The 13,152-nt window shown below is 32.7% G+C and carries 12 protein-coding genes and 1 pseudogene; 11 read left to right on the top strand and 2 right to left on the bottom strand.

Annotation, left to right across the window (positions count from 1 at the left end; genetic code table 11):
- Window positions 1-260: 260 nt before the first annotated feature.
- From ACTCDL_RS09360 to ACTCDL_RS09350, 3 genes are all read left to right on the top strand, one after another.
- Window positions 261-1,862 (top strand): methyl-accepting chemotaxis protein, encoded by a 1,602-nt coding sequence (locus ACTCDL_RS09360; protein WP_463176025.1) that lies wholly within the window; start codon window positions 261-263, stop codon window positions 1,860-1,862.
- A gap of 275 nt (window positions 1,863-2,137) precedes the next feature.
- Window positions 2,138-3,772 carry a bacteriohemerythrin gene (locus tag ACTCDL_RS09355; protein ID WP_463176024.1) on the top strand — a complete coding sequence of 545 codons (1,635 nt, stop codon included), beginning with the start codon at window positions 2,138-2,140 and terminating at the stop codon, window positions 3,770-3,772.
- Window positions 3,773-3,929: 157 nt separating this feature from the next.
- On the top strand, window positions 3,930-5,132 hold the full coding sequence (locus tag ACTCDL_RS09350; protein WP_463176023.1) for an FprA family A-type flavoprotein: 1,203 nt from the start codon (window positions 3,930-3,932) through the stop codon (window positions 5,130-5,132).
- A 394-nt stretch (window positions 5,133-5,526) separates the two neighbouring features.
- Here ACTCDL_RS09350 and ACTCDL_RS09345 read toward each other — a convergent pair whose 3' ends face one another.
- Complete coding sequence (locus ACTCDL_RS09345) at window positions 5,527-6,150, bottom strand: FxLYD domain-containing protein (protein WP_463176022.1); 624 nt, start codon at window positions 6,148-6,150, stop codon at window positions 5,527-5,529.
- A 530-nt stretch (window positions 6,151-6,680) separates the two neighbouring features.
- Between ACTCDL_RS09345 and ACTCDL_RS09340 the strand changes: the two genes are divergently transcribed.
- The 8 genes from ACTCDL_RS09340 (at window position 6,681) to ACTCDL_RS09305 (ending at window position 12,439) form a co-directional block, all read left to right on the top strand.
- Window positions 6,681-7,322, top strand: coding sequence for a phosphatidylserine decarboxylase family protein (locus tag ACTCDL_RS09340; protein WP_463176020.1), 642 nt, complete (start codon window positions 6,681-6,683; stop codon window positions 7,320-7,322).
- Window positions 7,315-7,866 (top strand): CDP-diacylglycerol--serine O-phosphatidyltransferase, encoded by a 552-nt coding sequence (gene pssA / locus ACTCDL_RS09335; RefSeq protein WP_463176019.1) that lies wholly within the window; start codon window positions 7,315-7,317, stop codon window positions 7,864-7,866. Before ACTCDL_RS09340 ends, pssA begins: the two co-directional genes overlap by 8 nt.
- Before the next feature lie 123 nt (window positions 7,867-7,989).
- Window positions 7,990-8,601, top strand: a complete 612-nt coding sequence (locus ACTCDL_RS09330; RefSeq protein ID WP_463176018.1) for a tetratricopeptide repeat protein — start codon at window positions 7,990-7,992, stop codon at window positions 8,599-8,601.
- A gap of 103 nt (window positions 8,602-8,704) precedes the next feature.
- Window positions 8,705-9,694, top strand: coding sequence for an ABC transporter substrate-binding protein (locus ACTCDL_RS09325; RefSeq protein ID WP_463176016.1), 990 nt, complete (start codon window positions 8,705-8,707; stop codon window positions 9,692-9,694).
- A gap of 13 nt (window positions 9,695-9,707) precedes the next feature.
- Window positions 9,708-10,475: an ABC transporter ATP-binding protein gene (locus ACTCDL_RS09320; RefSeq protein WP_463176014.1), complete on the top strand. Its 768-nt coding sequence runs from the start codon at window positions 9,708-9,710 to the stop codon at window positions 10,473-10,475.
- Entirely contained in the window at window positions 10,468-11,298 is an 831-nt protein-coding gene (locus ACTCDL_RS09315) for an ABC transporter permease (protein ID WP_463176026.1), read from the top strand. Before ACTCDL_RS09320 ends, ACTCDL_RS09315 begins: the two co-directional genes overlap by 8 nt.
- 120 nt (window positions 11,299-11,418) lie before the next feature.
- The gene (locus ACTCDL_RS09310; RefSeq protein ID WP_463176012.1) at window positions 11,419-11,862 is read left to right on the top strand and encodes a hypothetical protein; all 444 of its coding nucleotides are present in this window, start codon (window positions 11,419-11,421) and stop codon (window positions 11,860-11,862) included.
- Window positions 11,863-11,914: 52 nt separating this feature from the next.
- A complete protein-coding gene (locus ACTCDL_RS09305) occupies window positions 11,915-12,439 on the top strand; it encodes a ferritin family protein (protein ID WP_463176011.1) in 525 nt (174 codons plus the stop codon).
- Window positions 12,440-12,698: 259 nt separating this feature from the next.
- On the opposite strand, the pseudogene ACTCDL_RS09300 reads toward ACTCDL_RS09305, so the two are convergent.
- Window positions 12,699-12,821 (bottom strand): annotated as a pseudogene (locus ACTCDL_RS09300) (hypothetical protein); the annotation flags it as partial.
- Window positions 12,822-13,152: the final 331 nt, after the last annotated feature.

The raw sequence follows: 13,152 nt of genomic DNA, 5'->3' as shown, positions 1-13,152 counted from the left end.
GTTGCTGAAAGTTATCTTTTAAGGTTTTTAGTTAAGAACTTAAAGGTATTAAATTATTAGGATATTTAAATTACATTCTAAAGTTGTTTATCTATATAGGTTCGTGAATCTAGAATAAAATTTAACTATAACGCTATATGGGTATATTGCGACAGTTTGGTGTCGGGAACCAGGAATCTGGAATGAGTATAGTTTACAGGTTGCTGATAACTGATTCCAGATTCCTAATAAGCATTTACCAAAAGAAAGTAGGTGGTATTGTGAAGTTGTTTAAAGATATGAAGAGCATTAAACTTAAGTTGCTGATTTCTATATTAGCAATGGCTTTGTTGAGTATAATCGGAATTTCTTTGTCTAGTTATTCTTTTGTGAAGGGGAAATTATATGATGAGAAGAGGTCTAAATTAAAGGAGCTTGTAGCATCTAATCTAGGGACACTGAAGTACTACCATAAGTTAGAGAAACAAGGGGTTTTAAGCCAGAAGCAAGCTCAAGCAAAGGCTAAAGAATTGATTAAAAATTCTACTTATGGAGACAAAGGGCAGGATTATTTTTGGATAACTGATTTAAACAATAGGATGGTTATGCACCCTTTTAAGCCACAGCTTGATGGCCAAGATGTATCTAGTGTGAAAGATTCTAGTGGATTAAAAATATTTGTAGAGATGACTGATATAGTTAGAGAGCAAGATGGTGGATTTTTAGAGTATAAATGGCAATACTATGATAATAAAGATCAGCTCGAGCCTAAGTTATCTTATATAACAGGGTTTAAGCCCTGGGGCTGGATTTTAGGAACTGGAATATATATAGATGATATTAAAGCTACTATGGAAGAATTAACAAAAATTATTATTTTAATAGCAGTTGTTATTTTTATATTTGTGACCATAATTGTTTATTATTTAGCTAACTATTTTGCTAGACCGATTATAGAGCTAACTTCTAAGGTTAATAAGTTTGCTCAAGGTGATTTAAGTGTAGAAATCATAGTTGATAGAGAAGATGAGATTGGACAATTAGGGACTCATTTGGAAATGATGCGTAATAATTTAAATAAAGTGATTAATAATATATTTGAAATAATAGAAAGTCTATCAGCTTATAGTCAGCAATTAGCTGCTTCATCTCAGGAGGGCAATGCAACAATAGAAGCTACTAATAGTTTAATAGAGAGTATGTCAGCAAATATTCAACAGATTGCAGCTAGTTCAGAAGAGGTAAGTAGTTTTTCTCAAAATGCAGCTACTCAAACTGAACAGGGATTTAGCAATATAGAAGAAACAATAGGTAGTAATAAAGAAATTAACCATGTTGTAGATAAAACTTTGGAAATGATAGAAAATTTAGAAGCTAATTCTAAAGAGATAGGAAAGGTTATTGAATTTATCACTAATATAGCTGAACAGACTAACTTACTGGCATTAAATGCAGCTATTGAGGCGGCTAGAGCTGGAGAGCATGGTCGAGGATTTGCGGTAGTAGCTGATGAGATTCGAGAGCTAGCTCAAGAGACCAATCATGCTACTGAGAATATTGGTAGTTTGATTAAAGAGGTGCAAAGTTTATCTACTGGTGGATTAACAGCTATCAACCACGTTAAGGATAAGACCAAAGAAGGAGAGATTATTGCAGAGAAGGCAGGTCAGAGTTTTGAAAGTATTAGAGAATATAGCCTAGAAACTTCTACCCAGATTGAGCAAACAACAATATCTGCTCAAAGCTTAGCAGAAAGTAGTGAACAATTAATGAGTTCTTCTCAGGATATAGTAAATATGTCTAGTGAAGTGGCTAATTCTGCTCAGGAATTGACTAAAATGGCTCAGGATTTACAAGAGGTAATTAATATCTTCAAGATTTAATAATGGATTTTCCACTACTTTTGTGAAAATTAATTTAAATTGATAATGAAGTACAAGAAGTCGGTTATCAGCAATCTGGAATCAGTATTAAATAAATTTAACCGATTTCAGATTCTTAATTCCCAACTACTAAAGTATGTAATATTTGCTATAATTAGTGGATTTATAGATTTTATAGCTGTTGAAAAAATTGTCAAATAAAAAATATGATCTAAATAACAGAGAATTTGCAGGAATTTGGATATAATTAGGTTAATACTATAGATAGTTCTTAGTTGTTAGATAAAACTCAAATTGGAAGGTGGAATGGTATGGGATTGATGAATTTAAAAATTAAAAATAAGATTTTGCTAAGTATAATCTTAGGATTGATTGTGGCATTAGTGAGTATTATAATAGTGGTAAATTTACAATTTAATGATTTTTTAGAGAGTAACAATGTGGATTTGTCAGATCTTAAAAATGAAGTTATAACAGCTATAGTGGTTACTTTTGTAATTATATCTGCTTTAATTATCTTTGTTGTGTTAAGATTGTCAAGCTATATAAGTAAAGGATTAGATAGAATTACCTTTGGGATGAAGCAGTTAGCTAAAGGAGATTTAACTGTTAGATTAGAGATCGATAAGCAAGATGAGTTTGGAAAGTTGTATAATTCCTTTAATGATAGTGTTAAAGAGCAGGGTATTTTAGTAAATAAGATATTAGAGGATGCAGAGAGCCTATTATTGTATAGTGAGATATTATCTGCTAGTACTGAGGAAGGTAATGCAGCTATAGATACTACAAATCAATTAATTGAGAGTATATCTGCTAGTATCCAGGAGATATCAGCTAGTGGAGAAGAGGTAACCAGTTTTGCACAAGAATCTACAGCTCAGACCCAATCTGGTAAAGAAAATATGGTAGAAACTGTTAGTAGAATGCAAGAGATTAATCAAAAGGTTAAGGTTACTGTTGATTTGATTAAAGAGTTAAACAGTAATAGTGAAGAGATAGGCGGTATTATAGAGTTAATTACTAATGTTGCTGATCAGACCAATCTATTAGCATTAAATGCAGCAATAGAGGCTGCTAGAGCTGGGGAGCATGGTCAAGGGTTTACTGTGGTAGCAGAAGAGATTAGAGAGTTGGCTGAAGAGACCACTAAAGCTACTGTCAATGTTAAGAGGTTGATTGATAATACCAGAATGAATTCTAAGCAGGTAATTGAGGCTATCAAAGAGGTAGAAGAGAAGACCCAAGAAGGTCAAGCTATTACTGAGAGTACTAATCAAATATTTACCCAGATAGAAGAAGCCAGTGAAGAGACTACAGCACAGATTGAACAGATTGCTTATGGTGCTCAAGATCTTGCTAATGATAGCGAAGCATTGGTTGTAGCAGCTAAAGATATAGATAATATGTCCCAAGAGATTAATAATTCATCCAATGAGCTTCAACATAAGGCAAATGAGTTGAAATCTTTAGTCTCCAACTTTGTTTTAGAGGATAAGGTAGCTGTAACCAAGTGGAGTGATAAATATAAGGTTGGAGTAGATAAGATTGATGAACAACATAAAGGTATTTTCGATAGAGCTAATTACTTATTAGATGCTTATAAGAATCAGAGTGAAGAAGATGAGATTGAAGAGGTAATGGATTTCTTAGCAGATTATATTGATAAGCATTTTAGAGAAGAGGAAGAGATACAGCGGAAATATAAGTACCCTGATTATGAAAATCATAAAGGGATACATCATAAATTTGAAAACAAGGTCAAAGAGGTTATTGCAGATTATAAAAATTCCAACGTTAAGGTCACTTCATTGATGAAACTAAATAAGATGGTAACAGGCTGGTTGATTGAACATATTAAGAGAGAAGATCAGAAGCTAGCTAGGCATATTAAAGAGAGTAAGAAGTCATAATTAATAGATATTAAACCACCCCCTATCTTATTAATAAGATAGGGGGTGGTTTAATTACAAGGATTAGTATTAAAGCTAAATTTAATAGTATTTGTATACTACAAAAAATTTAGGTTAAACTATGTTTAATAAAATAAGCATAGTGGAGGTATTTTTAATGTCAACTTTTCAAATTAAAGAAGGAATTTATTGGGTAGGGGTAAGAGATTGGAATATCAGATATTTTCACGGACCTGCCTACAGTACTCATCAAGGAACTACCTATAATAGCTATATTATCAAAGATGATAAAAATGTATTGGTTGATGGTGTATATAAACCCTTTATCGATAGATTTTTTGCACATATTGAAGAAGTCATTGATTTTAAAGAAATTGATTATTATGTTGTCAATCACGTTGAGCCAGACCACTCTTCATCTTTTCCTAGGACTATGGAGAGGTTAAGGGATGATGTAACAGTAATCTGTTCAGATAAGGGTAAAGAGGGGATTATTGAACACTATGGAGATGGTTATAACTTTAAAATAGTAAGTACAGGAGATACAGTCAATATTGGAAGAAGGAATTTAACTTTTGTTAATGCACAGATGTTACATTGGCCTGATAGTATGTTTACATATATTCCAGAAGAAAAGGCATTACTATCTAATGATGCTTTTGGAATGCATCTTTGTACCTCTCAATTATATGATGATCAGGTAGATGACTGTTTGATTATGAATGAAGCCAAGAAATATTTTGCTAATATCTTAACTCCTTTCAGTAGTATTTTACTTAAAAAGTTAAAGGAAGTACAGAAGATGAATATTGAAATAGATATGATTGCTCCAGCTCATGGAATTATTTGGCGTAAGGAGCCAACCAAAATAATTGAAAAGTATCTAGAATGGGCTGAGGGTCAAGCAAAAGAGAAAGTAATTATTGTCTATGAAACGATGTGGGATAGCACAGAATTAATGGCAAAAAAAATTGCAGATGGATTAATAGATCAAGGTATAGAAGTCCACTTTTATCGTAAATCTAAGTCTGATAAGAATGACATCATTAAAGAGTTTCTTGATGCTAAGGCAATTATTATTGGTTCTTCCACTATTAATAATGTGATAATTCCTGAATTAGTACCTCTACTAGAAGAATTAGAAGGATTAAGGTTTAAGAATAAGCTAGGAGCAGCTTTTGGTTCATATGGTTGGCGTGGAGGTGCAACTAAAAGGATTACTAATAGATTAGAAAAAGCTAAGATTGAGTTGATTGGAGAACCTTTAGAAGTTGTATATGTACCTGATGGAGAGCAGTTAAGGAGATGTTACGAATTTGGTGTAGAGATTGCTAAAAGAATAAGAGAAGCTGTTAATTAAAAGCATTTATATATAGAGAGAATAATTTTAAGAAGGCAAGGATAACTCCCTGCCTTTTTCTTACTTGAAAGAAGGTGACCTTAATAAAATTACTATTTTTTAGTTAATCTCCCTATTACAAATGCTCCAGTAGCTAAAGCTACTATTTTAGAATAAAATAATTCGGGATCCTTGTCTAGTAGCATCTTATCAAACCTTTTCTTCATTTTGAAGATAGATTTGAGGTTCATAATATCCTCCTTTCGAGTTATTATTATTGTTAGCAGAATTTAAAGATAATATTCAATGAATAATCTCTCCTTTAAATAGGCAATATTTAGCAGAGTAGTTCGCAAATTTAGAATAAAATTTAACCATGATGTTATGTAGAGAAAAAGTGGCAGCTTATATATATTTACTTTTGGAACTCTATCTTATAATTTTTAACCTCCATTGGATCACAATTAATGGAAGTAACAAAGGATTGGGTTTCATTTGCTGATAGTTTTTTGATTGTACTATAGCCAGTTCCAATTAGATTATTATTTGAATCATAGAGAGTAATTTTGAATTTAGCTTCTTTTAAGTATACACCAGCATAATTGGTTATTTTTCCTTGAACTCTAGTATAGCCAAAAGATCTAGTGATTTTTATTTTGTCATAGATAAAACTACTATTAGTTACTTCACTTTTTTTGGCTTGATTTTTTTTCTCTTTAGTTGCTTTTTTTTCAGGTTTATTGTTATCATTTTTATTGTCAGCGATATCTGTTTTGATTATAGGCTCTTCCTCTGAAGCAGTAAGATCTACAATGGAATCTGTTAAAACCCAACCTTCTACCTGTATTTTACTCCATTTACCACTAGATTCGATAACTTTAACCTCGGTTCCTTCAGATAATGTTGTCATATCCTTACCCTGTGGTCGATCCATAAGCTTAGTGTTATTTGATTTGATTACAAAAAATCCTTGAGCAAAAACAGTAAAACTAGCCACTACTAAGCATAAAGATAAGTAAATAATAAGTCTTTTTTTCATCCTACATCCCCCTTAAAAATATAATGATTGTTTTAGAATAATATTCTTCCCATAATATCATTTCACTTTTATTCTCTAATCTCCTGTTTATATCAATAAATATTTTAGTTAAATATGCTGCTTTAGTTAAGATTTTTGAGTTTAAGGGGAAGACTAATTATAAGTAGAAGATTAAAACTATGTTGTTATCACTATTTTATCTTTTAATTTATTAGGAGATTGTGTTAGAGATGCACTGGATCCTAAGAATTAATAGAGTTATAGATGAGTAGATTTAATGTAATATTGTGACAGTTTTAGGAATCAGGAGTCAGGAACCAGTTATTAGTAAAATAGACTGATTTTAGATTCCCGATTCCTGACATGCAAGTCTTCTAATATCTTTCTTTTATCTCATCTGTTCTATCAATACAATAGTTTAGAATAGAATATTATTATATATTTTTATTTAATTTATTAATTTTTAGCAGGAAAATTCTCTTGGAGGGAGAATAATACTTTGTTATACAAAAAGAATGGAGTTGAAGTAGATGTTTAAGTTGTCTATAGCTAAAGAGAGTCTTCCTTATATCTTGGTACTGGCAGTAATTAGTGGTATAATATATCTGATTTTTCCCTTATTATCTTTTTTTCCGATATCTTTATTGGTTTTTGTAATTTTCTTCTTTCGTGATCCAAATCGGAAGATAATCAATGATGATAAGATCTTATTGTCTCCAGCCGATGGAAGGATTATGGAGATAAAAGAGGTAGATGAGCCTAGATTTATTAAAGGTAAGGCTAAGAAGGTCAGTATTTTCTTATCACTGACCAATGTTCATATTAATCGCAGTCCGATAACTGGTGAGGTTAAATATCGAGCTTATCGTGAAGGAAAGTTTTTACCCGCCTTTAAGAGTCATGCTTCTGAGATTAATGAGAAGAATTATGTTGGAATAGAGAATCAGCAATTGAAGGTTTTGGTCAATCAGGTCACTGGTTTTATAGCTCGTAGAATAGTCTGTTGGGTAGATAATGATGACAAGGTTGTACAGGGAGAACGTTTTGGGCTGATTAAATTTGGCTCTTGTACTGAAATTATTATGCCTGAGCATGTAGAGCTAAAAGTTAAAGAGGGTCAGAAGGTAAGAGGTGGAATTACTATTATTGGGGAGGTAGTTGGGAATGATTAGAGAGTTTTTAAGAGAGAGAAGTATCAAGGAATCTGTTGATTTAAAGCTGATTCCTTGTGCAGTAACTATGGGGAACCTATCCTGTGGGATAATAGCGATTTTAGCTATTATTCAAGAAGAGATGCATTTAGCTCCATTGTTTATCTTATTAGCAGGTCTTTTTGATGTCTTTGATGGCAGGCTTGCTAGAGGGCTGAAAGCTACAAGTGATTTAGGAAAAGAGCTAGATTCCTTAGCTGATATAGTATCCTTTGGTATTGCTCCAGCAATATTGGTATGGAGAGTTGGGTTAACACAATTAAGTGGTTTTGGCTTATTATTGACAGTTTTATTTCCAATGGCAGGTGCTTTAAGATTAGCAAGGTATAATATTACAGAATTCGATGGCTCTTATGAAGGAGTACCAATTACAGTAGCAGGTGCTTTGTTAGCTTTTGTTAGCTTTTTTAGTTATAAGTATTCAGTGCCTGTAGAGGTTATTATTTTATTGATAATAGTACTATCTTATTTGATGATCAGTAAGATTAAAATTCCAAAATTATAATTTTGGAATTATCCCCTTTTATAAAAAATTGAGGAAATACGAATTTTGAAGAGGTATTTCCCTGTAGGTATTGAATAATTATAGTAAAAAGAATTAATTTAATATCTTAGGGGGAAAAGTTATATGAAGAGATTATTGATAATCTTAGTACTATTTTCAATTCTATTGTTCCCTAATAAAACTTGGGCTGCCAGTAAAGTACAAGAGCAATGGCAGAAGGTGGCCTTAGCGAGGAACAATTTATTAAAGGATGATGAAGATAATATAGTAGCAAAATATGAACTGGCTGTTGCCTATGCTAACTTAGGAAAGATAGAAGAAGCTACAGAGATATTTAAAGGTCTAGATGAAACAGAAGGAAAAAAAATATTACAAGAGATTATTCCTAAGTATCAAAAGAGGGTTGAGAAGAATAGTAATGATATTATAGATAGTAATTATTTAGCATTTTCTTATTATATAATCGAAAATTATAAGGATTCTGAACAGTTATTTAATAGGTTAGTTAAGTTAGATCCAGAAAACATTTGGACCTATAATTATTTGGCTGTAGTAGAGTATGAACTAAAGAATTATAAACAGGCCGAACAGACATTACAGAAATCTTTAGAGATAGAAGAGAATGAGTATACTCATTTTCTCTTAGGGGCTAACTATTATAAGAAGGGTAAAATCTTCAAAGCTTTATATCATATCGGTAAAGGTGGTAAAGGTGTCTCTTTATTCTTAAATTAAATAGCATTGATTTAGACGAGATTCTCAGGGATCTCGTCTTTTTTATTCACAGTTTCAATTAAGGGTACATAGAATATATGTATAAAAATTGGGAGGTGATTTGATGAAGAGATTATTGATTGGAAGTTTGGTGTTGGTCTTGTTATTAACCGTAAGCTTTGGTGCTTTTGCCAAGACTAAGGTTAGGTTAAATGAAGTTGTTCATTCTATCTTCTATGCACCTCAATATGTTGCAATACATAAAGGATTCTTTGCTGATGAAGGGTTGGATATAGAGTTATCTACTGCTTGGGGTGGTGATAAAGCTGCTACTAGCTTAATGTCCAATCATGCTGATATAGCTTTAATAGGACCAGAGACTACTGTATATATTTATCAGCAAGGGGCAGACAATTATTTGGTCAATTTTGCCCAATTGACCCAGACAGCAGGTTCTTTTCTATTGGCAAGAGAGCCGATGCCTGATTTCACTATAGATGATCTAAGGGGTAAGAAGGTTGTTGGTAACCGTCCAGGCGGTGCGCCAGAGATGATGATGGAATATACTCTGCGCCATAACGGGATCAAGCCCTTTAAGGATGTAGAGATTATTACTAATTTAGATTTTACAGCAAATGCACCAGCCTTTAAGAATGGATTAGGTGATTTTGTACAATTATTTGAACCAAAGGCATCACAATTAGAAGCTACAGGTGCAGCTCATGTAGTAGCCTCTTTTGGAAAGATTGGTGGAAAGGTACCTTATACAGTCTATATGGCAAGAAAGAACTATATCAAAGAGAACCCACAAACCGTCTTAAAGTTTACTAAAGCGGTTTATCGTGCTCAAAAGTGGGTTTATTCCCATTCTGCTATAGAGATAGCTAGAGTCATTAGACCTTCTTTTCCAAATATAGATTTTAATATCTTAGTAAAGGTAGTAGATAGATATAAGAGCCAAGAGACTTGGGCAGATAATCCGATTTTAAAGAGAAGAGACTTTAGACATTGGCAAGAGATTATTATGGAGGCTGGAGAGCTAGAAGAGATCGTTGACTATGGAATATTAGTCAATACTAGCTTTGCTAGAAGAGCTATCTACTTAGTAGAGTAAGGGGGGGAGATTTATGTCTAAGGTAGAGTTTAAAGCTGTAGGAATGAAGTACCATACTTTAGAAGGTGAGACAGAAGCCCTTAAAAATCTAAGCTTTACTATAGAAGATAATCAATTTGTCAGTTTAATTGGTCCTAGTGGCTGTGGTAAGAGTACTACCTTATCAATTTTGGCAGGGTTATTATCCCCAACAGATGGTCAAGTAATAATCGATGGTAAAGAGGTAGATGGTATCAATCAAAGAGTTGCTTATATGCTGCAGGAAGATTATTTATTCCCTTGGAGAAGTATCTTAGATAATGTTTTATTGGGTTTAGAGATTAGAGGAGAACTCAATGATGCTAGTAGAGAGAGGGCACATCAATTATTAGCTGATTATGGATTAGGAGATTTTGAAGATTATTATCCTACTCAATTATCAGGGGGGATGAGACAGAGGGTTGCTTTGGCTAGAACGTTGGCTATTGAACCTGACATTCTTTTATTGGATGAACCCTTTTCTGCATTAGATTATCATACTAAATTGGCCTTAGAAGATGAGGTGGCACAGATATTAAGGGAAGAGAAGAAGACTGTTATTTTAGTAACCCATGATATTGGAGAGGCAATTGCCATGTCTGATCGGGTATTGGTCTTTAGTGAACGCCCTGGAGAGATCAAAAGTGACTATAAGATAGATTTAACTATCGATGGAGAGTATTCTACCTTTAAAGCAAGAGAAGCAACAGAGTTTAACAGGTACTTCAATTCCTTATGGGAGGAGTTGGATATCTATGTTTAAGTTTATTGAAAGGATACTGACTAAAGGTGCTGTTACTACCGAGCATGGTCAATATTTAAAGAGGGTTAAGTTAAAGAAGATAGGAGTTAAGTTCTCTCAACTAGCTATTTTAGCAGTAGTTATAATAGCTTGGGAGTTGGCTGCTAGGTATAAAGTTATTGATCCTTTCATTACTAGCTACCCAACCCAGATAGCTAAGACCATTTACAAGATGGCTTTAAATGGGGAATTAGTTAAGCATACTTGGACTACGATTTATGAGACCTTGGTAGGATTTACTTTAGGTGCAATAGTAGGTTTAATAGTAGCTACTGCTTTATGGTGGTCTGATTATCTATCAAAGGTCTTTGAACCTTATATTGTTCTATTAAATGCCTTACCTAAGATGGCCTTGGGTCCAATCTTGATTATCTGGCTAGGTAATGGGGTGAGTGCAATTATAGGAATGTCATTATTAGTATCTATTATAGTAACTATTATGATGGTCTATAATGGCTTTAAAGAGACCGATAATAATAAGATCAAGTTACTACGTACTCTTGGAGCAAATCAGTTTCAAATCTTTAAGAAGGTAGTTCTGATGGAGAACTTGCCCACTATCTTCTCTGCTTTAAAGGTAAATATAGGATTATCTTTGGTAGGAACGATAGTGGGAGAATTTTTAGTCTCCAAAGCTGGATTAGGTTATTTGATAGTCTATGGTGGTCAAGTCTTTAAGCTAAGCTTGGTAATGACGAGTGTGATTATTCTCTGTGTAGTTGCAGGTTTATTATATTATCTAATAGTCTGGTTAGAGAAGCGATTGATTAAGTGGGAGAATTAATAGACAAAAATCCTTTGCTTATTTAAAGGATTTTTGTCTTTTTATATGAATTCAATCTATTCTTATTTCACCAAGTTAGTAGGAACTGAATAAATTAATAAGTAGAAAGGAGGTAATTTGATGTTTCTAAAACTGTTAGCAAGTATGACTTCAAATGGTCTTAGTAAGACAAAGCTACAACAAGGGGAAGCAGGGATAATTGGAGAAGCAACCTTTGCTGATACTCTTGGTGTTATTACTACAGCTTTAGGGCTTATAGCTAATATATTAGCCTATGAAGACCTCTTAGTACCTTTTCCTGATGATGAAGGTCCTCCTCTACCACCATTTAATCAAGGAGAAAATAAAGAAGTAATATTGAACAATAAAGGTGAAATAGAGTCATGTGAAGGAAGTTCAACAACAAATTTAATTATCTTTTTTAATGTTTTAGTGATTATTATAGTGATTGCACTGTTTGTCTTTACTTGTTTACTAGCAGGTGGGATCTGTCAACCACCTACTAAACCTCCAGATAAACCTCCATGTCCTAAGGAACCAGATCCTTGCTCTGACAGTAATTAGTAACAATTTTTATTTATTGGAATATAATGTTATTAGGAAGGGAGGGTGGTTAATGAAATTAAATAATTTAACACAGAAAGATATAATAGAGATCAGCAGAGAATTGATGAAAATGAAAAAAGAGAGTGTCCAGGAGATGAATGGGGAGGATTTGTCTTTCTTATTGCAGGAGATGTATTTATCAATTGAGAGTGAACTGAGGGATTCAGCTTATTATAGGGCTTTAGCTGATATAGCCCCAAATAAGTTTGCTAGTGAGATAATTAATGAGTTTGCTAAAGATGAAAGAGAGCATGCTTATCAATTACAAAGGGCTTATGAAAGGCTGACTGGTCGTACCTTTCAATCTCAATTTGAGTATGAATTTGAATTGGAAGAGGATAATTATCAAGAATATTTAGAGCAGAGAATATTAGATGAAACGGCAGATTATAAGAAGTATAAAAGTTATTATTTAATGACAAATAATCCATATTTACGAGATATTTTCTTTAATGCAATGCACGATGAAATGCAACATGCAGCGAGGGAGTTATATTTATTGCACATGTATATGGAAAATATGGGAATGATGTAGAGGGATTAATTGACCTCCTGTTATGGGAGGTTTTTTATTGATGAGATAGTTTATTAGAATAATTTAGTAGGTAAATATTTTGTAATTTGCAATATTGTTTAAGTTTTTAAATTGAGTATCTTGGGTAATCAGCCCATCGCGAGTTTTTGATACTCTGATATATACTATAGCTTTTTTCATGAAATCATTCCTTTACTATGATTATAAAGGAATAGAGATAAAAAGAAAACCCCTTCGATAAATCTATAGGAAGAATACACTATCTAGATAATAAAGAACCACTTATTCGCCTCATATCATTTTTTATATCTATGCAATTTTTTAATAGCTTTTGAAGTAGGTTAGCAAAGACTGCGATAACCATTGGTGCAAAAATAAAGATTATTCGAATCAATATAACACCAAATAAGCAAGGACGGACAACCGGTTACAACTGTCCATTATGACCGTTCTTGTCCATGTAACCATAGAATTAATTCAACTTATTCAAAATAATAGCATATTCGATAGTTATAACATCAATGTTAGAAGCTGTGTTAGTTTCTGCAATGGTGCTAATTTTAAGTATGGTATGGAAAAATAATTTTTTATTTGATAAAATATAAAAGAGTCAAAATGGTGTTAGTATAATATAGTAGACACATTTAATCGAAAATATTAGAATAATAAGTAGAAAGAAAGGATGTGTCTACAATGGCAAAAAGATACAATAA

The organism is Orenia sp. (assembly GCF_055140805.1).
This window is presented reverse-complemented; position numbering and strand designations above follow the sequence as displayed.